Consider the following 26,124-nt stretch of genomic DNA (forward strand, 5'->3'; position numbering starts at 1 on the left):
ACTAAACTAACAATGGCAGAAGGCAAATATCAATTGTGCCTATAACAAACAATTGTAGATTTCTTTTCAAAAAAGACAAAATTAATTCATAATTCAAATTTAGCAAAAAATGAACTTTTTCAGAAAACACTTTGTAACAGTAGCATTAGCCTTAGTAGCCTTAGCTGCTATTGCTTTGGTACTACCTCGCTTTTTCAGTAATGAAAAAACTAATAATTACATACAAGAAGTAGAAATTACCCCTCAAGAAATAGAGTTTAGTCGTGATGGCGACCTTTCTTTATTTAAGAATGATAGCCTTATCAAAACTATTGAAGTAGAGTTTGCAAGAAACGATATGGAACGTTCATTAGGCTTAATGTACCGCTCACAAATGGGAGAACTACAAGGAATGTGGTTTATCTTCCCCGAAGAAGCTCCTCGCTCTTTCTATATGAAAAACACCGAAATTCCTTTGGATATTATCTATTTAAACAAAGATAAAAAAGTAGTAAGTATAGCTAAAAATGCACGTCCTTATGATGAAACCTCTCTCCCTTCCGAAGCTCCTGCTATGTATGTGCTGGAAATTAATGGAGGATTGGCTGATAAGTGGGGTATTGAAAAAGGTGATAAAGTAGAAGTAACTCAAGTAAAATAAAGCTTTTTAGCTTACCTAAAACTATGGAAGAGCAAGTAATATTAGTTGATGAACAGGATAACCCTATAGGGCTTATGGGCAAATTAGAAGCACACCAAAAGGCTGTGCTACATAGGGCATTCTCAGTATTTATACTAAATGATAAAGGAGAACTTATGCTGCAACAACGTGCTGCCGGAAAGTACCATTCACCTAATTTATGGACCAATACCTGCTGCAGTCACCCCAGAGAGGGCGAAACTACTGTGGAGGCAGGCAAACGCCGCTTGCAAGAAGAAATGGGCTTTGTAACTGATCTTACCGATGTGCAAACCTTCATCTACAAAGCTCCTTTTGATAACGGACTTACTGAACACGAGCTCGACCATATTCTTATTGGCTATTATAACGAAGCCCCCAATATCAATCCTGATGAAGTAGGTGATTGGTGTTGGGAGCTTCCTGAAAATATAAAAAAAGATATAGCGGCACATCCGCACCGCTATACCGAATGGTTTAAAATCATATTTGATAGGTTTTACGCCTTCTTCTTCTGATATTTAAAGTAGTAAGCTAACATTTTATAATATAACTTAGCTGCCAAGAAAGCCGTTGGTTTTGCTTGGGGGCTATCCATTAATTCTACTATATCAAAGGCTACTACATTACACTTCTTAAATACTTTGCGCAATAGCTTAAGGGTGGGATACCATTGTAATCCTCCTGGCTCGGGGGTACCTGTTGAGGGTGCTATGGCAGGATCAAAGGCATCCAAATCAATAGTGATGTATACGTTACCCGATACTTTGTCTAGCACATCGTTAATCCATTTCTTTTCTTTAGCTTTGGCTATCTCGTGAGCGAAGAATACACGTCCTTTGGGGAGGTATTGTTTTTCTTCGGCATCCATTGAGCGTATCCCTACTTGTACTAGTTTGTGTTTTTGGTTTGCCTCAAAAACAGCACAAGCGTGATTGGAGGTAGAGCCGTGAAATTCTGGACGCAAATCGGTATGGGCATCTAATTGCAATACGGTTAGCTTTTCATACTTCTCTCCTACTGCACGAATGGAGCCTATGGATACAGAGTGCTCACCTCCAAAAAGGGTAAAGAGTTTATCTTCGTGTTTGAGTAGTTCTTTAGTGGTTTGGTAAACTGCTTCGGTCATTGCCTCAGGCGAACTATTTTCGGTTACTTCACCTGCTAAATATACTCCATTGAGGTAAGGCTCGGTATCGGTTTCGATGTCGTAAAGTTCCATATTTTCGGAAGCGTCTAAGAAGAGTTCAGGTCCTTTATCGGCTCCTTTACCCCAAGTGGAAGTTCCGTCGTAAGGTACGGTTACTAAGGTTACTTTTGAGTTTTCAAGAGTAGCATTCTCTTCGGGAATGCCTGCATACGTTCTTTTCATTGTTTTTGACTTTGTTTATAAAATAGGGTGCAAATATACATTATTTTTCTGAAAATGAATTATTTTATTTTACGCGACATACGGTAATGCCATCGCGTATGGGTAGTAGGACGGTCTCCACACGGGGGTCGTCTTTTATTTTTTGGTTGTATGCCATTAGGGCTTGGGTGTGCTTGTCGGATGGTTTTACCTCTTCTGCTACCTTGCCGCTCCAGAGTACATTATCGGAAAGGATGATGCCTCCTGGGTTCATTTTTTGGATCACTAAATCGAAATAAAGGGCATAGTTTTGTTTATCGGCATCGATAAAAACAAGATCAAAAGTTGATGATAGGGTGGGGATAATATCGGCTGCTTTGCCCAGATGTTGTACTATTTGGCTACCGTAACCGCTGCGGTTAAAAAACTCGGTTTGCAAATCGATAAGTTCTTCTTTTACATCAATAGTGTGAAGGGTGCCGTTGGGGGCTAAACCTTCGGCTAAACAGAGGGTTGCATAGCCGGTATAGGTGCCTATTTCTAAGATTGTTTTGGGGCGTACTAATTTAGAGAGGAGGCTTAAAAATCGCCCTTGCAAGTGCCCGCTAAGCATACGTGGTTGGAGTACTGATAGGTGGGTGCGGCGGGTGAGTTCTTGCAACAAAAGAGGCTCATTATCAGTATGTTGATTAGCGTATTCTTCTAAATCAATAGATAAAAAATGCATATTTAAAATATTTTTGCGGCAAAGATAGTAATAATATTGAAAAAAGCTGTATTTTTGCGGCAGGATTTAGGATGGGTGTGAAAGTTTACAGCTATCCTTCGTTTATCCTTCGTTATTCGTTCGTTCATCCTTGCTTGTAGGTTGGGGATAGTATTAAGCTGATTTTAAAAAGCTTTGGGAGAAGGAAGGGAGAGGATTGAGTTTTTCTATTTGATAATTTTGATAAGAAAAGATATTATGAAAGCACTTGTGATTGTAGATGTACAAAATGATTTTATGCCTACAGGGGCGTTACCAGTACCTGAGGGTGATGTTATTATTCCGTTTATCAATGCTGAAATGAGAAATGGTTATGACCTTATTGTGGCTACACAGGATTGGCATCCTGCTAATCATAAGAGTTTTGCTAGCAATCATTGTGGTAAAAAGCCTTTTGAAGTGATTAAACTTAATGGCATTGACCAAATACTATGGACTGACCATTGTGTACAGGGTACTTTTGGTGCTGAGTTGCACAAAGATTTGGATATTCGACCTATATCGGCCATTTTTAGAAAAGGTATGAATCCTGAAGTGGATAGTTACAGTGCTTTTTTTGATAATAATAAGCAAGGGAACACTGGATTGCATGGATTTTTACAAGATAGAGGTGTAAAAGAGCTTGTGTTTTGTGGTTTGGCAGGTGATTTTTGTGTATCTTATAGTGCTAATGATGCGAGAGAACTGGGATATAAAGTAAGTTTGTTTGAAAAAGGTATCAAATCAATTAACAATTAATAATTGGCATATAAGAATTAATAATGAAAATGAAATACTTTATATACGCTTTATTGATTGTAGTGATGGTGGGATGTGAAACTCCATTCTTTTCGACAGCTGATAATATTTTCAGGACACCATTTGAAAAATCGGATGGAGAGAAAAGTTCGGAATATGAGGAGGTGATTGATTACTACAAGGATTTGGCAAAAGAGTTTGCCTCTATTTCATTCAAAACAATGGGCAAAACCGATAGTGGCAAGCCTCTACACTTGGTAATTTACAGTCCGGATGCAGAGTTTAACCTTGCTAAATACCGGAAGGATAGAACTATTATTCTTATTAATAACGCTACGGATGGACTTGGTATTGAGGGGGTAGATGCTACGATGGTATTGTTTAGAAATTTGGCACAGAAAAAAATTAGAGTGCCTGATAATGTAATAGTAGTAACAATACCTGTATATAACATAAGTGGAAAGCTTAGAGCAAGAAACTACAGTGAAGCTGATTACGACCTAAACAGCGACTTGATAAAGGGTGATGTAGAGAATACTTTTTCATTTGTTAAGATATTTCAGGAAGTACAACCCGATATTTTTATTGAAAATGGGTTTACAAGCAAAAAAGAAAAGGATTTTGCACATTCACTAACCTATAGCACATTACAGAAAGAACAGCAAGGAAGTTTTTTGGGAGGATATATTGATGAGGTGCTGATACCACGCGTAACCGATACTCTTTTAAAACGACAAGAACAATTTAAGAATGATAGCCTGCCCAAACCCTTTTGGCGACCTTTACTAATACCTACTACCGATACGCCGAGGAGTACTGTAGGTTATGCTAGCTTGTGGAATTGTATGGCTATACGTATAAATACACATTCTTATCATCAAAAGCCTTATAAACAGTTGGTGGAGGCTAATTATGAGATGATGAAAGCTATAGTAGAGGTAGCTAATGCCAATAATGCTTATATTAAACAGCTAAAAATAAAGCAAGCAGAGGCTTTAACCTCTCTAAAAGAATACCCTATACGTTGGGAAATAGATTCGACCCAACAAACAACCGTTGATCTTCATACTTTTGAAATAGATACCATTACTGAGATTGTGCACTTAGATCATAATAAGCCTATTGTAAAACAAAGAACTTACTATAATAAGTTAAAAGTTGCTGATAAAGTGAGTGTTCCTGAGAGCTATATAGTACCACAAATATGGGACAAAGTAATAGATAGACTAAAAGCTAATAATGTAGAAATGACTACCTTAGATAAGGATACTACAATGACTGTAAGTAGCTATGGAATAGATAGCTTTAAAACAGTTGCTATTCCGTTTGAAGGACATTACTTACATTATGACACTAAAGTAGCCGTTTTCGAGGTAAAGAAGCACTTTTTGAAAGGTGATTATATTATAAAAATAGCACAACCAGCTAAGCAATACTTATTACAGACTTTAGAACCCCAAGCCCCAGATTCATTTTTTAACTGGAACTTTTTTGATATTATTATTCAGCAACGACTTATAGATGAGTTAAAAGAAGAGTATAAAGAGGAAGATGCGCGACTTTTGTTCTCATACCCTATTTACAGAATAAAATAAAATATTTAAATCAATATGAAAAACTATTTATCAGAGCGTATTAACGCTATGGAAGCATCAGCTACCCTTGCTATGGCGGCAAAAACACGTGAACTAAAAGCTGAGGGTAAAGATATTATTGGACTCAGCTTAGGTGAGCCTGATTTTAATATCCCAGACTTTATTAAAGAAGCTGCTAAAGCAGCCATAGACCAAAACTACAGCAAATACACACCTGTAGAAGGATATTTGGACCTGAGAGAAGCTGTATGCCAGAAGTTGCAACGTGATAATGGACTTACCTATAAACCGTCACAAATAGTAGTATCAACAGGGGCTAAACAATGTTTGGCAAATGCAGCTTTGGCAATGATAAACCCTGGTGATGAAGTAATTTTCCCTGCTCCCTACTGGGTGAGTTATAAAGAAATAGCTAAATTGGCGGGCGGTGTACCTGTAGAAGTATTGGCTACCATCGAAAATGACTTTAAAATGACTCCAGCCCAACTGGAAGCTGCTATTACCTCCAAAACAAAGATGGTGTGGTTTAACTCACCTAATAACCCAAGTGGTTCAGTATACAGTAAGCAGGAGCTAGAAGCCCTTGCCGAAGTACTTAAAAAACACCCTAATATTTTTATTTTATCAGATGAAATATATGAATATATTAATTTCACAAATGAATCTTATTGTAGTTTTGCTGCCATAGAAGGGATGTATGAACGTACGATCACTATCAATGGGCTTTCAAAAGCTTTTGCTATGACTGGTTGGCGTATTGGTTATTTGGCAGCCCCTGAATGGATAGCCAAAGCTTGTAATAAAGTACAAGGACAAATGACTAGCGGCACTAATGCTATAGCACAACGTGCTGCTATTGCTGCCTTAAAAGCTCCTAAAAGTGAAATACAATATATGATAGACGAGTTTAAAAAACGTAGAGATTTGGTATTGCAATTATTAGGAGAGATTGATGGCTTACAATTGAATGTGCCTGAAGGAGCTTTTTATGTATTCCCAAATGTATCAGCATTTTTTGGTAAAACTTTAAGAGGACATACTATAAACAATGCTTCGGATTTTTCTTTATATTTGCTAGAAAAAGCACAAGTAGCAACAGTTACTGGTGAGGCTTTTGGTGATGGTAACTGTATTCGTATTTCGTATGCAGCAAGTGAAAAAGAATTAAGGGAAGCTATCAGGAGGATTAAAGAAAGTTTGCAATAGGGAAAAGATTTTACAAAAAAATACCTTTTTTATTTGGTAATTTACTGAAAAGCATTACCTTTGCGCCGTCAAAAAAAGAAACAAAATTAATATTAATCATTCACAAAAATTATTGTAACTATGTCAATATCCGACAGCAAAACTATTAAATATTTAAAATCTTTTTACATAAAAGATTACCTCATTATAGTGTTGGGGCTTATCTCTTATGCGGTAGGTATTACCGGATTTATAATGCCTAATGAGATAGTAACAGGAGGCTTGGCAGGTATCTGTCTAATTTTGAACTATAAATTAGGAGCAAATTTAGCTATCACTTATTGGATTATAAACTTCTGCCTTTTAGTATTAGGCTTTAAAGCAATGAGTAGGCAATTTACTTACCGTACTCTTATCTCGATTTCTATCTTATCAACACTAATATGGGCAGGGAAAGAGTACCTTATGCCTTACTTTATTGAGCACCCTCCTTTGAGAGATGATTTTTTAAATGTTATAATGGGAGGATTGCTTTGTGGTACTGGTTTAGGACTAGTATATTCAGCTAATGGTAGTACTGGTGGTACTGATATTATAGGTTTTGTAATTACTAAATATTGGAGCATTAGCATTGCAAGAATCTTATTAGTAGTGGATGTGTGTATTGTACTATCATCATTCTTTATTTTAGAACATAAAGATGATACTTTAGAGAAAACTATTTATGGACTTATATTATTACCACTAATGTGGCAAATGGTAGAGATAGTAATTAATGGTGCACGACAATCGGTACAGTTGTTTATTTTCTCTAAAAACTATGATGAGATTGCCAACCATATTAATAGTGAATTAAAGAGAGGTTGTACTATCATTGATGGTTTGGGATGGTACTCAAAATCATCACAAAAGATAGTGATTGTTATTGCTCGCAGAAATGAAGCTACTTCAATTTTCCGCTTGGTACGCAGTATTGACCCAGCTGCGTTTGTAACAAAAACCAACGTAATGGGTGTATATGGTAATGGTTTTGACAAATTAAAATAAAATATGATTCAAAGAATACAAACTGTGTATATGGCAGGTGCTGCTATAGTGGCTATTTTGGCAGTAATTATTAACTTAGATTGGCTTAGAATGGCTCTTTTATGTGCTTCGGCAGTGCTGGCTATTTACGCTATATTTAGATATAAAGCAAGAAATGTTCAGATGTGGTTAAATTGGCTGAACATAGCTATAAATTTTACTTTACTAGGAATATTTGTATATCGAATGCTAACTACATCTGGAGAAGGTTTCCTTTCTGAGAAAGGTGTTGGGGTTTTCGTACCCGTGTTATCTATCGTTTTTTTGTTTTCGGCTAATAAAGCCATAAAGCGGGACGAGAAGCTTGTAAAATCAGCTGACCGATTGCGATAAGCCTATAATCTTAGTAGTGTTGTGCGTTAAAAAAATCCTAAGCAGTAGTGCTTAGGATTTTTTTATTTCTAATATTTGAGGTTTGTGTAAGGAGTAATTGAGCTTAAAGTTGTGTTTTGAGTTCTTGGATTTGTTGTAATAGGCGATGAATAATTTCTAGTCCTGCCATATTAACATCAAGGTCATAATGCCAATTGGTAAAGCGCTCAAAGGCTGAGAGCTGATCATAATGGAGGTAGGTAGTGTTGTTAATTACCTCAGTTTGTATAAGTCCGCTGGAGGCTAAATCATCGAAGAATGTGATTTCGATGTTATAGAGGCGGATAATATCTTCTTTTGAAATTCTTTCTTCCATAGTTTTTACGAATTTTTAAGCTGTTCAAATAATTCTTTTTGTTTAGGGGTAAGGTTTTTAGGCAAATCAACCTGATAGGTTACAAATAAATCGCCGTGGAGGTTTTCTTGCTTGTATGCTGGTAGTCCTTTGCCTTTGAGGCGTACGATAGTGCCGTTTTGGGTTTCGGGGGCTACTTTCATTTTAACTTTACCGCTAAGGGTGTCTATTTGCACTTCGCCGCCGAGCATAGCGGTATAGAGGCTGATATGTACGGTGGTGTGCAAATCATTATCGGTGCGCTGGAAGGTGGCGTCGGGCTGGATATGGAAGGTAATGTATAAATCGCCGTGAGGGCCGCCGTTGTGACCTTGGTGTCCGTAGCCTTTGAGCTTGATTTGCAATCCTTCATAGGCGCCTGCGGGGACGGTAATGCGTATGTTATTACCATTTACGTTAAAGGTGCGTTGTTGTGCTGTGGCTACTTCGCGCAAGGGCAGAGATAATTCGGCGTAGATGTCTTGTCCTTTAAACTTTCCTGCTGCGCTGCCATAGCCACGACCGAAGCCTGAAGCGCGTCCGCCAAACATATCTTTAAAGAAATCGGAGTAATCTTGCTCGGAGAAGTTGCCGTTATTAAAGTTATTGAAGTCTTGGAAGCCTGAGTATTGGTTTTGTTGTTGGGCTTGTTCGTACTGTTCGCCGTATTGCCAATGTTCGCCGTATTTATCGTATTTAGCTCGGTTTTCGGGGTTTGAGAGTACTTCGTTGGCTTCGTTGATTTCTTTAAACTTTTGTTCAGCTGTTTTGTCGTTGGGGTTCATATCGGGGTGATATTTGCGCGCCAACTTGCGGTAGGCTTTTTTGATGTCGTCGGGGGTAGCATCTTTATTTATGCCTAATGTTTTATAGTAATCTATCATTTCTGTGAATTTTGTGAGTACAAAGGTACAAAACAATTATAAAATAACAAATTTTTTTTTGTTAGTTTTTGGGCGTTAGCTTTCAGACATTAGAAGGGAGAAAGTATAATTTTGTACCTAAATAGAGTGTATTCTTCGCTACCTACTTAGCTGGGGGAGCTCGCCAACTATCCTTCGTTTATAGTTCGTTTATCCTTCGTTATTCGTTCGTTCAGGCTAAATTGATCTTACTGTAATATCACACTGATTTTTTATTGGAAGTAGAAGGTATGTGTAATTAAGTTTTTTGGTACTTTGATATAGATATGGCTTTGGATAGGCTTGGAATGGATGTATTTTAATTGTTTATTGTTATTTGTAAATTATTTTGTACTTTTGTAGCTGTTTTTAAAAAATGGTATCATGGCTGTACATAACGATTTTGGAAAAGAGGGTGAGGAAGATGCTGTGAATTTTCTTTTGGGGGAAGGTCATACTATCTTGGAGCGCAATTTTAGGTTTGGACATGCTGAAATTGATGTAATTACGCTGAAAGATGAGGTGGTGCATATAGTGGAGGTTAAGACTCGTACGAGTAGTGCCTATGGAGAACCTGAATCGTTTGTGAATAAGCAGAAGGTGGAACTTTTGGTGAAGGCTGCTAACTTTTATGTTGAGAAGATGGATTTGGATAGGGAGGTGCAGTTTGATATTGTTTCGATTGTGAAAAACAATGTGGAGTTCACGATAAACTATATTGAAGATGCTTTTTATCCGTTTTAATTTTTGCGTAATCTTGTAGATTGTTTTGGTGTTTTGGTTTAGAAAGAGGGACGAAATTAATTTGTTTGCTATTCATAGGAAATGTTAAAAAATTATGGTTTTTGTGCTTAGATAAATTATTTTTAGTACCTTTGTGCCTGTTTTATAAATTTTGCAGAAATGAAGACTATAGCAGCCGCCGTGGAGCATTATATTAAGAGCAAACCCTTTTTGCAGACAGCTCTTTCTGAAGGGATTATTAACTTAACTTCGCTAGCGCGTATTATCCGGAAGGATTTGATAGAAGCTAATGTTTTGAGTAATGAACAGCGCGAGGATAGGGAGGTGCGTAATGGGGCTATTGTAATGGCTCTGAAACGATTGTCGGCAGATATGGAATTTAGGTCAACACATAAGATTGTTAAGATACTGAAGAATATAGGGGAGATTACTGTTCGGGGAGACCTTACGGATTATACTTTTTTAGTATCGGAAACGCTGATGAATTGCCAAGCGGAGTTACTGCAGAAGTTACAGAATAGCAAAGATGTATTTTATGCTACTACACGTGGAGTTAATGAGACAAATTTGATTATTAGCAGCCATAAGGAGCCTTTGGTAGAGAGTATTTTTAAGAAGGAACGTAATTTGTACAAATTTGATAAATTGGGAGCGATAAGTGTAAAGCTACCTGAAGAAAACGTATCGGTTCCTGGTATTTATTATTTTATATTTCAGCGTTTGGCGTGGGAGGGAGTTACACTGAATGAAGTGATTTCGACTACAAATGAATTTACAATAGTGATGCCTGAGACACAGGTGAATATAGCATTCAAAGTTATTAAGGATTTAAAAATATTATAATATAAAGATGGTAAGAGTTAGATTTGCCCCAAGTCCGACAGGGGCACTACACATAGGAGGTGTACGTACTGCGTTATTTAATTATTTATTTGCTAAGAAACACAAAGGAGAGTTTTTGCTTAGAATAGAGGATACTGACCAAAACAGGTATGTGGAAGGTGCTGAGCAGTATATTATTAACTCATTAAACTGGTTGGGACTTACTTATGATGAAGGAGTAGGTATAGAAGGAGGCAAACACGCCCCTTACCGCCAGAGTGAACGCAAGCCTTTGTATCGCCAATATGCTGATGAGCTTATTGGTAATGGCTGGGCGTATTATGCTTTTGATAGTGCTGAAGCTCTTGATGCAGCACGTGCTGAGGCAGAGGCTAAAGGAGAGACTTTTATATATAATTGGGCTACACGTGATGGATTGCAGAATTCATTATCACTTTCGGAAGAGGAAGTGAAAGCACGACTAACACGTGGTGATGAGTATGTAATTAGATTTAAAATGCCTCATACTGAAGTGCTTAAAATGAATGATATGATTAGAGGTGAGGTTACTATTGATACTAGTACCCTTGATGATAAGGTATTATTCAAAAGTGATGGAATGCCTACTTATCACTTGGCTAATATAGTAGATGACCACCTTATGGAAATCACACACGTGATACGAGGTGAAGAATGGTTACCCTCAATGGCATTACACTTATTACTATATCGTGCTTTTGGTTGGCAAGCGCCTGCTTTTGCACATTTGCCGCTGATACTAAAACCTGTGGGCAATGGCAAACTGAGCAAGAGAGACGGTATTAAGTTAGGTTTCCCTGTATTTCCTATGGATTGGACAGAGAATGGTGAGACTTTAAAAGGCTTTAGTGGTGAGGGGTATTTTCCTGAAGCCCTTATTAACTTTTTAGCTTTGCTAGGATGGAACCCAGGTACTGATGAGGAAATTTTCAGTATGGAGCAACTTATCGAGTTATTTGACCTAGAAAAGGTACATAAGGCAGGAGCTAGGTTTGACCCTGAAAAGATAAAGTGGTTTAACCATCAGTATTTGCAGATGAAGCCTAATACTGTATTGGCAGAGCCTTTCAGGAAAGAGCTTATAGAGAGAGGTGTTAATGTGCCAGCAGCAACTGTAGAGAAAGTAGTAGGACTAATGAAAGAAAGAGCTACTTTTGTGAGTGATTTTTGGGAGTTAAGTAAGTTCTTTTTTGAAGCGCCTGCCCAATACGATGAGAAAGCTATTAAGAAACAATGGAAGGAACAAACACCTACTATTGTGAAAGAGATAGCTGATGTAATTGCTAATACTACTGATTTTACTGCTGCAACATTGGAAGAGGCTGTAAAGAGATATATGGAAGCTAAATCGTTGGGATTTGGACAGGTAATGCCTCCTTTGCGATTGGCCTTAGTAGGAGAGCTAAAAGGTCCGCATGTATTTGACATTATTGAGGTGATAGGAAAAGAAGAAACTCTACAAAGATTAAACACGCTTCTTTCTTCCAAAATATAAAAAAACAAAAAATATTTTTCTTTTTATTTGGTAATTAGAAAAATATTCTTACCTTTGCATCGTGAAAATAGAATAAACAACTAATGAGACAATATACTTTTGAAATAATGATGATGATGTGTTGCACGCTTGGCACAAGCAGTGCAAGGCTTGTTATTTCTTAAAAAGTATATATTTATAGGAAGAGAATAACAACTGCCCCCACTGCTTTATAAAAAGTTAGTGGGGGCATTTTTTTATATTATTATTATGGATTGTGCAAAATTATTGATAGAGGAACTTTATCAAGAGAGTAAAGAGGTAAAGCATCATATTGGTAAAAAGCGAATTACAAGCTTTGTAGAAGAGCTTTTTCAGTTCTTTTTTTTGATAGACAAACGAACTTGCTTATCAAAAGCTAATATAGAAGCCCAATATGAGGAATTGCGATATGATTTCACTAATATAGTAGCTGATTTTTTATCGGAAGAGAAAAAGAAACAAGAAGTAGGTAGTTATTACGATTGCATTTTGCCAGCTATCTACAATAAATTAAAGCAAGATGCACAGTATATTATTGATAGCGACCCTGCTGCGGCTTCATTACGTGAGGTGCAAAGTACTTACCCTGGTTTTTTTGCTATAATGGTATACCGCATTGCTCACGAGCTATGGGAACGAGGTATCCCCCTCCTACCCCGTATACTGACTGAATATGCCCATAGTAAAACTGGAATTGATATACACCCAGGGGCAAGGATTGGTGTACCGTTTATGATTGACCACGGCACTGGAATAGTAATAGGTGAAACTACTGTGATAGGTGACTATGTGAAATTATATCAGGGGGTTACGCTGGGAGCTTTATCAGTTTCGGTAGATAAAGCGCATACTAAGCGACACCCTACTATTGAGGATAATGTGGTTATATACTCGGGGGCTACTATACTGGGTGGTGAAACTGTGATAGGACACGATAGTATTATTGGAGGAAATGTGTGGCTTACTAATAGTATTGAGCCTTTTACAAAGGTTTTTCATAAAAGCCAGATAATAGTGAAAGATAATATGATGTATGAAGAGCCTATCAATTTTGTGATTTAGTAACTAAATTAATTAATTATATGTCGTACAAAAATGTTCTAGAAGTAATCGGGAATACGCCCGAGGTGAAAATTAACAGATTGTTTGGCAAAGATGCCAACGTATTTATCAAACTGGAGCGCTTGAATCCGGGTGGTAGTATTAAAGACCGTATTGCACTTGCAATGATTGAGGATGCTGAAAATAAAGGTATCTTAAACAAAGACACGGTGATAGTGGAGCCTACCTCGGGCAATACAGGAGTGGGATTGGCATTGGTGGCGGCTGTGAAAGGCTATAAGCTAATTGTAGTTATGCCAGAATCGATGAGTATTGAGCGCAGGAAACTGGTAGCTGCTTATGGGGCAGAAGTAGTGCTTACGCCTAAAGAAAAAGGTACTGGTGGTGCTATAGCTAAAGCGCTTGAAATTGCTGAAGGTAAGGCTAATTACTGGGTGCCACAGCAGTTTGAGAACCCTGCTAACCCTGCTGTACACGAACGCACTACTGCTTTGGAGATTTTAAAATCGTTCCCTGAAGGGTTTGACTATTTTGTAACAGGAGTAGGTACTGGAGGACACATATCTGGAATTTCAAAAATATTGAAACAACATTTTCCTAACCTTAAAACAATAGCTGTAGAACCAGAGCTATCGCCAGTACTTAGTGGAGGTAAAGCAGGTCCGCACCCTTTGCAAGGGATAGGGGCTGGTTTTGTGCCTACGAACTACAATGTTAAGCTAATTGATGAGATACTTTTAATAAGCAAAGATGAAGCTTTTGATTATGCTCGTAGATTGGCCAGAGAGGAGGGTATTTTAGGAGGAATTTCGACAGGGGCATCGTTGGCTGCTGTAGCTAAGGTGTTGGGGAGAGACCCTAAAGCCCGTATTTTGACTGTGAATTACGACACAGGAGAGAGATACTGGTCGGTAGAAGATCTTTATTAATAATTTAAAGCAAAAGCACGAAATTGGAGTTGGGGAGTTTTCTGTTTTTCAGGCGAAAATAGAAAATGTTATATTGGATAGATTTATACTTTTGAGACATACTTGGGTGGCTAACTATATTTTGAGAGATACCCAGCAGCTACAGCCTACTGACTATCCTTCGTTTATCCTTCGTTATTCGTTCGTTCAGCCTATAAGAAGACTGAAAGGTGGTTTCAATAGAGTTTATTTGTGTATAGAGATAAAGGAGCATTTCGTGTGATTGAGCTATTAATGATTAAAGCTGCTTGGCTGATGCTAAGCGGCTTTTTCATTTTATTATGGCACAGGTATTGCAGTATATAAGGGTATTGGTAATACAATACTTAGTAAATCATTATAATTCAATAAGATAACAAAAGATGGGTAGTATTGCCTTGTAAGTTTTTCTGGAGACAGACAAGGTTACTACTGACAAAATGACATATTTCAAGCATATGGAAATGACAATAGGAAATTTTGACAGCCTTATGGCTGAACATATAGACGATAATACTGATTTTATTCCGCTACTTACTGATGAAGATGAGCAGGAGATAGCTCGTGAGGAAACGCCACAAGTGTTGCCTATTTTACCTTTGAAAAATACGGTTCTTTTTCCTGGGGTGATTGTTCCTATTTCGGCAGGAAGAGATGCTTCTATCCGTTTAATTAATGATGCGTATGAAACAACTCGTACTATTGGAGTTGTAGCACAGCTGAATGAGGATACTGAAGTGCCTGAAGGGAAAGATGTGTATAGGCTGGGTACTGTGGCTACGATATTGAGAGTGCTGAAAATGCCTGATGGTAGTGTAACTGTTATTATTCAGGGTAAAAAGCGTTTTCTTATAGAGGGTATTGTTGAAGAAAAGCCTTACTTGAGAGCGGCTATCAGAGAGGTATCGGATGTGAAGCCAGAGCCTAATGATAAGGTTTTTGAGGCTACTATTGAAGAGGTAAAAGACTTGGCTATCAAGATTATACAAGCTAATCCTAATATACCATCGGAAGCAGCTTTTGCTATTAAGAATATAGAAAGCACTTCGTTCCTTATCAATTTCATTGCATCAAATATGAATGCTACTGTGCTTGAGAAGCAAGCTGTATTGGAGATTGATGAACTGAAAGAAAGAGCTACTTCTATCTTGAAATATCTGAATATAGACTTGCAAAGGCTTACTTTACGCAATGAAGTTCAGTCTAAAACTCGTATTGATATTGATAAACAGCAACGAGAATACTTTTTGCATCAGCAGATGCGTACTATTCAAGAAGAATTGGGAGGAGTATCATACGAGCAAGAAATAGAGCAGCTTAAGGAGCGAGCTAAGAAGAAAAAATGGGATAAGAAAATAAAGGAACTCTTTGAAAAAGAACTAAATAAACTGCAACGTACGAATCCTAATAGTCCTGATTATGGTATCCAACGGAATTACTTAGATGTGCTATTGGAGCTGCCTTGGAATGAATATTCTAAAGATAATTTTGACCTGAAAAGGGCTCAAAAGATTTTAGATAAGGAGCATTATGGGTTGGAAGAGGTAAAACGTCGTATTATTGAGTATTTGGCGGTATTGAAATTGCGCAATGATATGAAATCGCCTATATTGTGTTTTTATGGTCCTCCAGGGGTTGGTAAGACATCTTTGGGGCGTTCGATAGCTAAAGCGTTAAATAGAGAATACGTACGAATGTCGCTTGGAGGATTACACGATGAGGCGGAGATACGAGGACACCGAAAGACCTATATAGGTGCAATGCCTGGACGTATATTGCAACAGCTGAAGAAAGTAAAGACTTCTAACCCTGTATTTGTGCTAGATGAAATAGATAAATTAGGTAATAACAGTTACCAAGGAGACCCTTCGGCAGCTATGCTTGAGGTGCTTGACCCAGAACAGAATAAAGAGTTTTATGACAACTTTTTAGAGATGGGATATGACCTATCAAAAGTGATGTTTATTGCTACAGCTAATGACCTATCGACTATACAGCCAGCTTTGCTTGACCGTATGGAGATTATTAATGTTTCGGGCTATACTATTGAAGAAAAAACAGAAATAGCCAAACGCCATTTGATACCTAAACAGCTGAAAGAGCATGGAATGAAATCAGCAGATATTCAACTTGGTAAGAAGGAGATAGAGCGTGTAGTAGAGGGATATACACGTGAGTCGGGAGTGCGTTCATTGGAAAAGCAAATAGCAAAAATAGTGCGTTACGGGGCTAAAAACTTAGCTACTGAAGAAGAGTATGACCCTAAACTAAACATAGAGACTATAGAGAAAATATTAGGTCCTGCCCGCTTAGAACGAGATAAATATGAAAATAATGAAGTAGCAGGTGTAGTTACGGGTTTGGCTTGGACAAGTGTAGGAGGTGATATACTTTTTATAGAGTCGGCTTTATCTAAAGGAAAAGGAACACTAAATATTACAGGTAATTTGGGGCAGGTTATGAAAGAATCGGCTACCATAGCATGGGAATACTTAAAAGCTAATGCTGAGCGCTACAATCTTAATAATAAGCTATTTGACAACTACGATGTGCATATACATGTGCCTGAAGGGGCTACCCCTAAAGATGGACCTAGTGCAGGAATAGCTATGCTCACCTCATTAATGTCGATATTCACTCAAAAGCGTGTAAAAAAACACTTGGCTATGACAGGGGAAATTACCTTACGTGGCAAAGTATTACCTGTAGGAGGGCTTAAAGAAAAAATATTGGCAGGAAAACGAGCTGGTATTAAAGAATATATATTGTGTAAGGATAATGAAAAGGATATTTTGGAAATTAAGCAAGATTATCTTAAAGGATTAACCTTTCACTATGTGACTGATATGGAGGAAGTAATACGCTTAGCTATTACAAATGAAGACGCTAAATACAAAAAAGTTTTATCTTTTGAGTAATAATTCGTACCTTTGCCCCCTCAATAAAGATTAAAATAAGATGAATAAAAATCAAGAAGACGATATATTAGGTGAAAACCATATTGCTACTTCGGCAATAACACCTCTAAGAGCAGATGCTTTTATAATGAGTGATGCTGAAAAAATAGCTGATATTGAACAACATGTACGTGCTATACTCCACACTTTGGGTATGGATTTAACTGATGACAGCCTAAAAGGAACTCCTAAACGTGTAGCAAAAATGTTTGTAAAAGAGATTTTTGGAGGTTTATCACCTGAACGTAAACCTTCAATGTCTACCTTTAATAATTCATACCGTTATGGTGAAATGCTGGTAGAAAAAAATATAGTGGTATACTCTACCTGCGAGCATCACTTGCTACCCATTGTAGGACGTGCTCATGTGGGATATATATCTAATGGTAAGGTATTAGGTTTATCAAAAATGAACCGTATTGTAGAATATTATGCTAAACGCCCTCAAGTACAAGAGCGCTTAACTATGCAAATAGTACAAGAGATGCAACGTGCTCTTGGCACTGAAGATGTAGCTTGTATTATTGATGCAAAACACCTATGTGTAAACTCACGCGGCATTGAGGATATTGACAGTAGTACTGTTACTGCTGAATTTGGCGGAAAATTTAAAGATCCTGAAGTAAGAAAGGAGTTTTTGGAATATATCAAGTTAGAAACAAGGTTTCATTAATTTGTAATAGAGATTTCTTGGTTACTTTACTAAGTAAACTTTAAAATAAGATATAAAGTTAGGGCTGAATCTATAAAAGATTTCAGCCCCTTTCTCTAAAGTTTTTAAGGAGAAGCCTTTATACTTTTTATTCGTATTTTAAACCTCTTGCTTTCAATAAAGATTCTATAGAAGGAGCTTTACCTCTAAAATTAAGATACATCTGCTCATAATCCATAGTGTTACCTTTAGATAGGATAAGCTCTCGGAAACGCTGCCCATTGGCACGAGTAAGTCCACCATTTTCTTCAAACCATTGGTAGGCATCGTGGCAAAGCATTTCTGTCCATTGGTAAGAATAATAGCCTGCTCCATAGCCTCCTCCAAAAATATGTACAAAATAAGAAGAACGATAACGTGGAGGTACCTCTTTCATCCATAAACCTGTCTTTTGTAGGGCTGTTTTTTCAAAATCACTTACATTGGTTATAAGTGTATCAGAAGGGATAGTATGCCACTGAAGATCTAAATTAGCTGCTGCTAATACCTCAGTGAAAGCATAGCCCTCATTGAAGGTACTTGCTTTTTTTATTTTATCAATAAGAGTTTGAGGTATGAGCTGCTTAGTTTCATAATGTATAGCATAATTCTTTAATATATCAGGATATAGAGCCCAATATTCATTGAACTGTGAAGGTAACTCTACAAAATCACGTGCTACAGCTGTACCTGATAAACTAGCATACTGCTGATTAGCAAAGAAACCGTGCAGAGCATGACCAAACTCATGGAAAAGAGTAGTAACCTCATCATAGGTAAGGAAAGTAGGCTTTCCTTGGGCTGTTTTCACATAATTACATACATTATAAATAACTGGTTTTGTACCCAGTAGTTTAGATTGATTCACAAAATTACTCATCCATGCCCCTCCTCGTTTGCTTTCACGAGCATAGAAGTCACCATAGAAAAGCCCTAGCGGACTACCATCTTCTTCAAAAAGCTCATATACTAGCACATCAGGATGATATACAGGTATATCATTACGCTCTTTAAAAGTAATACCATAAAGTTTGGTAGCTGCATAAAACACTCCTTTTTCTAAGACAGTCTTCAACTCAAAATAAGGCTTGATTTTATTCTCATCAAGATCATATTTAGCTTTACGTACTTGTTCAGCATAGAAATTCCAATCATAAGGTTCTAAAACAAAACTACCTCCTGTTTTAGCTATTTGTGCTTGTATTTCTTTAGCTTCAGCCTTAGCCTTTTCTACTGAAGCAGGCACCAAATCTTTGAAAAACTGATAAATAGCAGTTGGATTCTTAACCATAGTACGTTGTAAGCTCCATTCAGCATAGTTCTTAAACCCTAAAAGTTCTGATTTCTTAGCACGAAGTAATGCTATACGTGTAAGAATATCATTGGTATTATAATCACTTCCTTCAGTACGATACCAAGCAGCTTCAAAAAGTTGTTTACGAGCATTACGATCAGCTAAATTACTAAGCATAGGCTGCTGAGTAGTATTCACAATAGCCACCTTCTCTCCATTAATAGTTGGTGCTGCTGCTAATGTTCCCTCTAAAAGAGTCTGGTTAAAATTAGTCTCTAATGAAGCTAACTCACTATTGTATCGCTTTAAAATCTCTTTATCAGCTGCAGAGAGGTTTGCTCCTGCTATTATAAAATCATCATAATAGTTCTCCAATAGTTTTAATGATTCAGGATCCAAATGCAAACTTTCACGCTTATTATATAATTTCTTAATACGTTCAAACAGCTTTTCATTAAGGTGAATACCATCGATATGTTCTGAAAACTTAGGTGAAAGCTCTTTTTGTAGTAGTTTTAAGGTATCATTTGTATGAGCTTCAGTAAGAGCATGATATACTGCTGAAGTACGTTCCAACTCTACCCCACTCTTCTCTAAAGCTACTATTGTATTCTCAAAAGTAGGATCTTCTGAATTTTCTACTATTGCATTAATACGCTCATTTTGTAATGCCATATCTTTCAACAAAGCAGGACGATAATGTTCATCCTTAATCTTTGAAAAATCAGGAGCACCATAAGGTAATTTACTTACTTCTAACAAAGGGTTTTGTTCACTATTATCTATCATTTCATTATCTTTTGAAGTGTTACAGCTAATTGCTATAAGCAATACAGCTGATAATATCGGTAATTTCATAGTTTATGGATTATGGATTATAAAAAGGGTGCTGGGAGGAAAATATTCCCCCAACACCCCTTTTTGAGGTTATATTAGTAACTAAAATATTATTATTTAGCAGTTAAACGTACATCAATACGTCTATTTTTAGCTTTGCACTCAGGTGTATCATTTGCTTCACACAAAAAGTGATTAGCTCCATAACCTTCAGCACTTAGCTGTTCTTTATTGGCACCAAGCTCAATAAGTTTTTTCATTACTGAATCAGCACGTTGCTGAGAAAGTTTCAAATTACCTTCAGCACTACCTGTATTATCAGTATAACCACCTAAACGAATAGCCGCTTTAGGGTAAGCTTTCAAAATAGTTACAATATTCTTTAATTGTTGTTCTGAACCTTCAGTAAGTTCATCACTTCCTGATTTGAAATAAGTTCTATCCAAAGTAACCCAAGTATTTTTAAACTGATCTGCAGTGAAAGTAGGGTCACTTAATAAGCGTACAATATTACGCTCTGATGAATTTTCTCCCACTTTTAAAATAGCATTACTTAATTGTAAATCAGCAATCTCACCTACATTATATTCAAAGTTCCCATCAGCATTAAGCACACCATCAGCTATAGGAGTAGCAATATCTTGTATCTCAACCATTTCTACAACTCCTCCTTGCTTAAGTTCTGCTTCCGCTGGCGTAGTGCTTGCGCTAGTAGTATGTCCTCCCAAGATAGGAGCGATTACCAAACCTACCAAGCAAGTCAATTTAATAAGAATATTCATTGAAGGTCCTGAAGTATCTTTAAATGGATCACCCACAGTATCACCTGTTACGGCAGCTTTATGAGCATCAGAACCTTTATAAGTCATCTGTCCATTAATTTCTACACCTGCTTCAAATGACTTCTTAGCATTGTCCCAAGCTCCACCAGCATTGTTTTGAAATATAGCCCAAACTACTCCTGATACAGCTACACCAGCCATATAAGCTCCTAAGGCTTCTGCTCCCATCACAAATCCAATAATAATAGGGGTAATAATAGTAATAGCACCTGGCAACATCATCTCACGCAAAGCTGCTTTGGTTGAGATTGCCACACATTTACCATATTCCGGAGTACCTTTCCCTTCCATAATACCAGGTATCTCACGGAACTGTCTACGTACTTCATTCACCATATCCATAGCAGCTTTACCTACTGATTGCATAGCCAAAGCCGAGAATATTACTGGAATCATACCTCCTATAAACAAGGCTGCCAATACATCTGCTTTAAATATATTGATACCATCAATACCTGTAAATGTAACATAAGCAGCAAACAATGCCAAAGCTGTAAGTGCTGCCGAAGCAATAGCAAAACCTTTACCTACAGCTGCTGTAGTATTACCTACAGAGTCTAAAATATCTGTACGCTGACGTACTTCTTTTGGTAATTCACTCATTTCAGCTACACCACCAGCATTATCAGCTATAGGACCAAAAGCATCAATAGCCAACTGCATAGCAGTAGTTGCCATCATAGCCGAAGCAGCAATTGCAACACCATAAAAACCTGCTAATGAATAAGAACCCCAAATAGCTACTGCAAATAGTAATACCGAACCAAAAGTCGATTTCATACCTGTAGCTAAACCTGCAATAATATTAGTTGCTGCACCTGTTGATGAGTTCCGAACTATATTAAGAACTGGCTTTCTACCCAAAGCAGTAAAATGTTCAGTAATAGCCGAAATAAGCAACCCTACTGCCAATCCTACAATAGTAGCATAGAACACATTAATGCTCGCAATAGTTTTTACTCCTTCACCAAAGAAACTCATTTGAATAGTTTCAGGCAACATATATTGAATAAGGAAATAGCAAGCTACCAAAGTAAGCCCTAAAGCCACATAGTTACCTACGTTAAGGGTACCCTGTACTTGTTTTTCTTTAGCCTCATTGTTCTTGATACCTACAAAGAAAGTACCTATAATTGATGCAACAATACCTACACCAGCAATCACCAAAGGTAATAAAATAGGACCTAAACCACCAAAAGCATCAGTAAATTCAGCACCATTAGCAGTAGCAATATCCTTAATAACATAGTTACCAAGTACCATTGAAGCAAGTACTGTAGCCACGTATGAACCAAACAAGTCAGCACCCATACCAGCCACATCACCCACGTTATCACCTACGTTATCAGCAATAGTAGCAGGGTTACGAGGGTCATCCTCAGGAATACCAGCTTCCACCTTACCTACAAGGTCAGCACCTACGTCAGCAGCTTTGGTATAAATACCACCACCTACACGAGCAAACAACGCAATTGATTCAGCCCCCAATGAGAAACCTGCTAAGGCCTCAAGCACAAGGGTCATTTCATCATAAAACGGCTTGTTACCCAATACAAAGGTGTTTAAGAAAAGAATAAAAAACAAGCTCAAGCCTAAAACAGCCAAACCTGCAACACCCAAGCCCATAACAGTACCACCACCAAACGATACCTTCAAAGCTTTAGGTAAGCTCGTACGAGCTGCTTCGGTAGTGCGTACGTTCGCATTAGTAGCAATACGCATACCTATATTTCCCGCTAAGGCAGAAAAAAGAGCTCCAAACACAAATGCCACAACAATGAGCCAGTGAGAAGTTTCTACCATACGAGAAACGATGAATAAGGCAATGGAAGCAATAATCACAAACAGCCCCAAAATACGATATTCAGCATTCAAAAATGCCATCGCACCTTCCTTAATACTTTTTGAAATGCTTTGCATTCTGTCAGTACCAGTAGTCTGTTTGTTCACCCATAAAGCCTTTGTAATCATAAAGATAAGCCCCAGAATAGCAAGGGCTAACGGCAGATATAACATCATTTTATCCATACAAATATTTAGTAATTAGTTAAAATTAGGGCGTAAAATTACAAAAGATAATTGTAATAGCGAAATAAAATCACATTTTTTTTATTCTCACTTCAAAAAAACTCTCTCCAAACACTACCCACCAAGCCCTATTTATACATCAAACACAACCTCATTTTTAGGGGCAAATTTTCACACATCAGCCCATCATTCATCTTCTCCCCACATCTATAACTCCCCTACCCCACTTCAAGCAAAAGATGAATACAAGCAGCAAGCAACCACAACTTAGCATAACCATAGCTCAAATACACCCTTAGTAACTCTACAATATAAGATGAACGAACGAATAACGAAGGATAAACGAACTATAAACGAAGGATAGTTAGTGCGATTCTCTGCCTAAATATATCACCAAGAAAAGGACAAATGAAGAATAACTTCTAAGCAGACAAAAAAAATATGCTGTCGAAATATAAAATCTCAACAGCATTGATGCCAATTACTTATTAATCGACAAAATATATTGTCTTTTAAACTCAGAAAAGGAATTTGCAATCAGTATAGGCTCCTCATACATAGGCTCATACCCACGATAAATATTACCAAAATTATGTTTAGCAATCCCTATAGCTACATATTCATAACCATTTTTAACCGACATAAGAAAAGGCAAATGAGCTTCCCAAAACTCAGTCACGTTATGCCTTTCATCATCATTTTCCGAAAACTCTAAGCTCTGTCGTTCAAATTCATTCCAAGCAAAACAGTCATCCTCCCTATTTTGGTAGTCTCTAACTGATAAAAACCATATAGTATCCTCTTTGTTACTACACACACTAAATGAACTAATAAACTCCCGAAATTCTTCCGTAGTATCTCGGATTCTTCCATTAGCCAAATCTACTATACAGTACACATTGGGTTGTTTTTCTAAGCAAACATTCCAATCCAAATTCTTCAATGTTTCTAAAAAAAGTAAATTTTCCACTATTTTTTACTCTAACCAATCCCAAATCCTGTGAATCAAATCATTATCAATCTCTTTACTTATCAACAATGTTTTTTGGACACCATTTTCAACAGAAAGCTCAAAACTCATATTGCCTTTACCATTTTCCAACAGATTGATAAACTTAAAAAGAGAAAGCTCAACACAGTACTTTAGTCCTTTTTGCAGTTTCATAAAAGCCTCATCATCCAATAATTGCAATAACTCTACAAGAGCCTTTTGCTCCTCATCAGGATTTTTAATAGTTTTAGGATCATTTCTAAATGCTATAAGCATATCTAAAGACGTATCTCTACTACTTCTCACACACTGCCCAAAAGCCTCAATTAGTTTATCTTCCATAATTACACTAATTATTCATCACTATAAGAAACTTATAAATGTGGTCAAAATAAAGGCATTAATAAAATCTATAAAGAAAGCCCCTACCATTGGTACAATCAAAAAGGCTTTATGCGAAGGTCCAAAACGCTCCGTAACCGACTGCATATTGGCTATAGCTGTAGGGGTAGCTCCCATACCAAAACCACAATGTCCAGCAGATAGTACAGCCGCATCATAATTACTACCCATCAAACGGAAAGTAACAAAATAAGCATAAGTACACATTACAAAAGTTTGTGCTGCCAAAATAATAAGCATTGGGAGAGCTAAATTTAGTAAATCCCACAATTTAAGATTTAAGAGGGCAATCCCCAAAAACAAATTCAATGAGGCATTACCAAACACATCAATAGCACGATCAAACACATTTACGCTAAAGCCCTTAGTAAGAATATTACGTAACAAAACACCGAAGAATAGTGCCCATACAAACTGAGGTATTGTAAATTTTTCAGGCAAGTAAGCCGTAACTTGTGGAGAAGTCATTATAGCCGAAAAAGAAAGACAAGCAGCAAATAAAGCCATTGTTTCTATTGCCGATTTAGCTGTAATAAGGCGTTGCTTATCAGCTTTTTCAAATATTTGAACAGTAGTATCACCAGCATTATCTGCTTGTTGGGGTTCAACAACAGGTTTCCTGCCCAACTTGTTTACCAGCTTACGCGCTACAGGGCCACCTATAAGGCCACCAAGTATAAGTCCAAAAGTAGCTGAAGCCATACCTATATCAGTAGCCCCTTTAATAGCATACTTTTGCCCTTCTAATATTTTACCCCAAGCACCAGCAGTTCCGTGCCCACCAGTAAGTGTTATAGAACCTGTTATAAGCCCTACAATAGGATTTTCACCTAAAGCAGTAGCTAATCCTATACCTACGGTATTCTGTACTATAATAAATAAGGCTACTACTCCTAAAAAAATAACAAGTCCTTTACCTCCTGCTTTTAGTCTAGAAAAGTCGGCACTTAAACCTATAGATGAAAAGAAGAAAAGCATAAAAGCATCACGTAAGCCTTTATCAAACTCTAATGAAGTTTTATTATAGGCATATAAAAGGCACATAAAAACCGCTGCCAGCAAGCCGCCAGCAACGGGTTCAGGTATATTGAAGTCTTTTAAAAACTTCACTTTATGTACTAAAAGCCGCCCTACAAGTAGTACTATAGTAGCTGCTATAAGGGTGAAATAAGGATCAATAATAAGGGTATTCATTATTCCGTTTCTTTCATAGTATGATAAACATTCTGGACGTCATCGTCCTCTTCTATTTTCTCAAGAAGCTTTTCTACATCAGCTTGTTCTTCAGGAGTTAGCTCTTTAGTTACTTGCGGAATACGTTCAAATCCTGATGATAAAATTTCTATACCACGACCTTCTAATTCTTTTTGTATTGCACCAAAGCTTTCAAAAGGTGCATAGATAAGGATACCATCTTCATCTACAAACACTTCCTCAGCTCCAAAATCTATCATTTCAAGCTCTAACTCCTCTGGGTCAATACCATTAGCATTGATACGAAAGTTACAAGTATGGTCAAACATAAATTCTACTGAGCCTGAAGTACCTAAAGTACCATTACATTTGTTAAAATAACTGCGAATATTGGCTACTGTACGATTATTATTATCGGTAGCTGTTTCAATAAGTAGTGCTATACCATGAGGGGCGTATCCTTCAAAAAGTACTTCCTTATAGTTAGCTGTATCCTTTTCACTTGCTTTTTTAATTGCGCGCTCAATATTTTCTTTGGGCATATTGGCAGCTTTGGCGTTCTGTATTACAGCACGTAGGCGAGAATTACTTTCAGGGTGAGGTCCTCCTTCTTTCACTGCCATTACGATATCTTTCCCTATACGGGTAAATGTTTTTGCCATTGCAGCCCAACGTTTAAATTTACGGGCTTTTCTAAATTCAAATGCTCTTCCCATTTGCTCTATATTTAAATTTAATGTTTAATGATAATTTTAATCTATTATACTTTAT

The 26,124-nt window shown here is 37.2% G+C and carries 24 protein-coding genes; 14 read left to right on the top strand and 10 right to left on the bottom strand.

What is annotated here, in order from left to right:
- The first annotated feature begins 109 nt into the window (after positions 1-109).
- Together C4H12_RS04230 and idi are read left to right on the top strand one after the other, a co-directional pair.
- Positions 110-640 (top strand): DUF192 domain-containing protein, encoded by a 531-nt coding sequence (locus C4H12_RS04230; protein WP_106097826.1) that lies wholly within the window; start codon positions 110-112, stop codon positions 638-640.
- A gap of 23 nt (positions 641-663) precedes the next feature.
- Positions 664-1,176, top strand: coding sequence for an isopentenyl-diphosphate Delta-isomerase (gene idi, locus C4H12_RS04235; protein ID WP_106097827.1), 513 nt, complete (start codon positions 664-666; stop codon positions 1,174-1,176).
- On the opposite strand, the gene speB is transcribed toward idi, so the two are convergent.
- Positions 1,158-2,030, bottom strand: coding sequence for an agmatinase (gene speB / locus C4H12_RS04240; protein ID WP_106097828.1), 873 nt, complete (start codon positions 2,028-2,030; stop codon positions 1,158-1,160). The genes idi and speB overlap by 19 nt on opposite strands.
- A 64-nt stretch (positions 2,031-2,094) precedes the next feature.
- Positions 2,095-2,736: an O-methyltransferase gene (locus C4H12_RS04245; protein WP_106097829.1), complete on the bottom strand. Its 642-nt coding sequence runs from the start codon at positions 2,734-2,736 to the stop codon at positions 2,095-2,097.
- Positions 2,737-2,973: 237 nt separating this feature from the next.
- Here C4H12_RS04245 and pncA point away from each other — a divergent pair, with 237 nt between their 5' ends.
- The 5 genes from pncA to C4H12_RS04270 all read left to right on the top strand — a co-directional run bounded on the left by pncA (position 2,974) and on the right by C4H12_RS04270 (position 7,712).
- A complete protein-coding gene (pncA, locus tag C4H12_RS04250; RefSeq protein ID WP_106099421.1) occupies positions 2,974-3,513 on the top strand; it encodes a bifunctional nicotinamidase/pyrazinamidase in 540 nt (179 codons plus the stop codon).
- Positions 3,514-3,542: 29 nt separating this feature from the next.
- Positions 3,543-5,108 (top strand): peptidase M14, encoded by a 1,566-nt coding sequence (locus tag C4H12_RS04255; protein WP_254424807.1) that lies wholly within the window; start codon positions 3,543-3,545, stop codon positions 5,106-5,108.
- Between the two features lie 15 nt (positions 5,109-5,123).
- Entirely contained in the window at positions 5,124-6,314 is a 1,191-nt protein-coding gene (locus C4H12_RS04260) for a pyridoxal phosphate-dependent aminotransferase (RefSeq protein ID WP_106097831.1), read from the top strand.
- Between the two features lie 120 nt (positions 6,315-6,434).
- A complete protein-coding gene (locus C4H12_RS04265) occupies positions 6,435-7,340 on the top strand; it encodes a YitT family protein (protein WP_106097832.1) in 906 nt (301 codons plus the stop codon).
- Positions 7,341-7,343: 3 nt separating this feature from the next.
- Positions 7,344-7,712: a DUF4293 domain-containing protein gene (locus C4H12_RS04270; protein ID WP_106097833.1), complete on the top strand. Its 369-nt coding sequence runs from the start codon at positions 7,344-7,346 to the stop codon at positions 7,710-7,712.
- A gap of 103 nt (positions 7,713-7,815) precedes the next feature.
- On the opposite strand, the gene C4H12_RS04275 is transcribed toward C4H12_RS04270, so the two are convergent.
- Positions 7,816-8,067: a chaperone modulator CbpM gene (locus tag C4H12_RS04275; RefSeq protein WP_106097834.1), complete on the bottom strand. Its 252-nt coding sequence runs from the start codon at positions 8,065-8,067 to the stop codon at positions 7,816-7,818.
- A 5-nt stretch (positions 8,068-8,072) separates the two neighbouring features.
- A complete protein-coding gene (locus C4H12_RS04280; RefSeq protein ID WP_106097835.1) occupies positions 8,073-8,969 on the bottom strand; it encodes a DnaJ C-terminal domain-containing protein in 897 nt (298 codons plus the stop codon).
- A gap of 402 nt (positions 8,970-9,371) precedes the next feature.
- Here C4H12_RS04280 and C4H12_RS04285 point away from each other — a divergent pair, with 402 nt between their 5' ends.
- The 7 genes from C4H12_RS04285 (at position 9,372) to folE (ending at position 17,747) form a co-directional block, all read left to right on the top strand.
- A complete protein-coding gene (locus tag C4H12_RS04285) occupies positions 9,372-9,731 on the top strand; it encodes a YraN family protein (RefSeq protein WP_106097836.1) in 360 nt (119 codons plus the stop codon).
- A 159-nt stretch (positions 9,732-9,890) separates the two neighbouring features.
- On the top strand, positions 9,891-10,574 hold the full coding sequence (locus C4H12_RS04290) for an aspartate kinase (RefSeq protein ID WP_106097837.1): 684 nt from the start codon (positions 9,891-9,893) through the stop codon (positions 10,572-10,574).
- A gap of 7 nt (positions 10,575-10,581) precedes the next feature.
- The gene (gene gltX / locus C4H12_RS04295; protein ID WP_106097838.1) at positions 10,582-12,087 is read left to right on the top strand and encodes a glutamate--tRNA ligase; all 1,506 of its coding nucleotides are present in this window, start codon (positions 10,582-10,584) and stop codon (positions 12,085-12,087) included.
- 249 nt (positions 12,088-12,336) lie between these two features.
- Complete coding sequence (locus C4H12_RS04300; RefSeq protein WP_371514484.1) at positions 12,337-13,170, top strand: serine O-acetyltransferase; 834 nt, start codon at positions 12,337-12,339, stop codon at positions 13,168-13,170.
- A gap of 20 nt (positions 13,171-13,190) precedes the next feature.
- The gene (gene cysK / locus C4H12_RS04305) at positions 13,191-14,099 is read left to right on the top strand and encodes a cysteine synthase A (RefSeq protein ID WP_106097839.1); all 909 of its coding nucleotides are present in this window, start codon (positions 13,191-13,193) and stop codon (positions 14,097-14,099) included.
- Positions 14,100-14,581: 482 nt separating this feature from the next.
- Positions 14,582-17,035 carry an endopeptidase La gene (gene lon / locus C4H12_RS04310; RefSeq protein WP_106099423.1) on the top strand — a complete coding sequence of 818 codons (2,454 nt, stop codon included), beginning with the start codon at positions 14,582-14,584 and terminating at the stop codon, positions 17,033-17,035.
- Positions 17,036-17,075: 40 nt separating this feature from the next.
- Positions 17,076-17,747, top strand: a complete 672-nt coding sequence (gene folE, locus C4H12_RS04315; protein ID WP_106097840.1) for a GTP cyclohydrolase I FolE — start codon at positions 17,076-17,078, stop codon at positions 17,745-17,747.
- A gap of 127 nt (positions 17,748-17,874) precedes the next feature.
- Here the strand turns inward: folE and C4H12_RS04320 are convergent, their stop codons facing one another.
- The 6 genes from C4H12_RS04320 to C4H12_RS04345 all read right to left on the bottom strand — a co-directional run bounded on the left by C4H12_RS04320 (position 17,875) and on the right by C4H12_RS04345 (position 26,069).
- Positions 17,875-19,917 carry a M3 family metallopeptidase gene (locus tag C4H12_RS04320; protein ID WP_106097841.1) on the bottom strand — a complete coding sequence of 681 codons (2,043 nt, stop codon included), beginning with the start codon at positions 19,915-19,917 and terminating at the stop codon, positions 17,875-17,877.
- A 92-nt stretch (positions 19,918-20,009) separates the two neighbouring features.
- A complete protein-coding gene (locus C4H12_RS04325; protein ID WP_106097842.1) occupies positions 20,010-22,766 on the bottom strand; it encodes a sodium-translocating pyrophosphatase in 2,757 nt (918 codons plus the stop codon).
- Positions 22,767-23,247: 481 nt separating this feature from the next.
- Positions 23,248-23,736: an SMI1/KNR4 family protein gene (locus C4H12_RS04330; protein WP_106097843.1), complete on the bottom strand. Its 489-nt coding sequence runs from the start codon at positions 23,734-23,736 to the stop codon at positions 23,248-23,250.
- A 6-nt stretch (positions 23,737-23,742) separates the two neighbouring features.
- Positions 23,743-24,099, bottom strand: a complete 357-nt coding sequence (locus C4H12_RS04335; RefSeq protein WP_106097844.1) for a hypothetical protein — start codon at positions 24,097-24,099, stop codon at positions 23,743-23,745.
- 21 nt (positions 24,100-24,120) lie between these two features.
- The gene (gltS, locus tag C4H12_RS04340; RefSeq protein ID WP_106097845.1) at positions 24,121-25,353 is read right to left on the bottom strand and encodes a sodium/glutamate symporter; all 1,233 of its coding nucleotides are present in this window, start codon (positions 25,351-25,353) and stop codon (positions 24,121-24,123) included.
- Positions 25,353-26,069 (bottom strand): YebC/PmpR family DNA-binding transcriptional regulator, encoded by a 717-nt coding sequence (locus C4H12_RS04345; protein WP_106097846.1) that lies wholly within the window; start codon positions 26,067-26,069, stop codon positions 25,353-25,355. The genes gltS and C4H12_RS04345 overlap by 1 nt, the downstream gene beginning before the upstream one ends.
- Positions 26,070-26,124: the final 55 nt, after the last annotated feature.

Origin of the sequence: Capnocytophaga sp. oral taxon 878 (genome assembly GCF_002999135.1) — a bacterium.
In the GTDB taxonomy this organism is placed as follows: Bacteria; Bacteroidota; Bacteroidia; order Flavobacteriales; family Flavobacteriaceae; genus Capnocytophaga.

Excerpts from the sequence above, each read along its gene's own strand:
- folE (WP_106097840.1), top strand. The coding sequence starts at position 17,076 with ATGAATAAAAATCAAGAAGACGATATATTAGGTGAAAACCATATTGCT.
- lon (WP_106099423.1), top strand. The coding sequence starts at position 14,582 with ATGACAATAGGAAATTTTGACAGCCTTATGGCTGAACATATAGACGAT.
- C4H12_RS04335 (WP_106097844.1), bottom strand. The coding sequence starts at position 24,099 with ATGGAAGATAAACTAATTGAGGCTTTTGGGCAGTGTGTGAGAAGTAGT.
- C4H12_RS04300 (WP_371514484.1), top strand. The coding sequence starts at position 12,337 with ATGGATTGTGCAAAATTATTGATAGAGGAACTTTATCAAGAGAGTAAA.
- C4H12_RS04270 (WP_106097833.1), top strand. The coding sequence starts at position 7,344 with ATGATTCAAAGAATACAAACTGTGTATATGGCAGGTGCTGCTATAGTG.
- C4H12_RS04245 (WP_106097829.1), bottom strand. The coding sequence starts at position 2,736 with ATGCATTTTTTATCTATTGATTTAGAAGAATACGCTAATCAACATACT.
- C4H12_RS04290 (WP_106097837.1), top strand. The coding sequence starts at position 9,891 with ATGAAGACTATAGCAGCCGCCGTGGAGCATTATATTAAGAGCAAACCC.
- pncA (WP_106099421.1), top strand. The coding sequence starts at position 2,974 with ATGAAAGCACTTGTGATTGTAGATGTACAAAATGATTTTATGCCTACA.
- cysK (WP_106097839.1), top strand. The coding sequence starts at position 13,191 with ATGTCGTACAAAAATGTTCTAGAAGTAATCGGGAATACGCCCGAGGTG.
- idi (WP_106097827.1), top strand. The coding sequence starts at position 664 with ATGGAAGAGCAAGTAATATTAGTTGATGAACAGGATAACCCTATAGGG.
- C4H12_RS04260 (WP_106097831.1), top strand. The coding sequence starts at position 5,124 with ATGAAAAACTATTTATCAGAGCGTATTAACGCTATGGAAGCATCAGCT.
- C4H12_RS04230 (WP_106097826.1), top strand. The coding sequence starts at position 110 with ATGAACTTTTTCAGAAAACACTTTGTAACAGTAGCATTAGCCTTAGTA.
- C4H12_RS04275 (WP_106097834.1), bottom strand. The coding sequence starts at position 8,067 with ATGGAAGAAAGAATTTCAAAAGAAGATATTATCCGCCTCTATAACATC.
- C4H12_RS04265 (WP_106097832.1), top strand. The coding sequence starts at position 6,435 with ATGTCAATATCCGACAGCAAAACTATTAAATATTTAAAATCTTTTTAC.
- C4H12_RS04345 (WP_106097846.1), bottom strand. The coding sequence starts at position 26,069 with ATGGGAAGAGCATTTGAATTTAGAAAAGCCCGTAAATTTAAACGTTGG.
- gltX (WP_106097838.1), top strand. The coding sequence starts at position 10,582 with ATGGTAAGAGTTAGATTTGCCCCAAGTCCGACAGGGGCACTACACATA.
- C4H12_RS04320 (WP_106097841.1), bottom strand. The coding sequence starts at position 19,917 with ATGAAATTACCGATATTATCAGCTGTATTGCTTATAGCAATTAGCTGT.
- C4H12_RS04280 (WP_106097835.1), bottom strand. The coding sequence starts at position 8,969 with ATGATAGATTACTATAAAACATTAGGCATAAATAAAGATGCTACCCCC.
- C4H12_RS04285 (WP_106097836.1), top strand. The coding sequence starts at position 9,372 with ATGGCTGTACATAACGATTTTGGAAAAGAGGGTGAGGAAGATGCTGTG.
- speB (WP_106097828.1), bottom strand. The coding sequence starts at position 2,030 with ATGAAAAGAACGTATGCAGGCATTCCCGAAGAGAATGCTACTCTTGAA.
- C4H12_RS04325 (WP_106097842.1), bottom strand. The coding sequence starts at position 22,766 with ATGGATAAAATGATGTTATATCTGCCGTTAGCCCTTGCTATTCTGGGG.
- C4H12_RS04255 (WP_254424807.1), top strand. The coding sequence starts at position 3,543 with ATGAAATACTTTATATACGCTTTATTGATTGTAGTGATGGTGGGATGT.
- gltS (WP_106097845.1), bottom strand. The coding sequence starts at position 25,353 with ATGAATACCCTTATTATTGATCCTTATTTCACCCTTATAGCAGCTACT.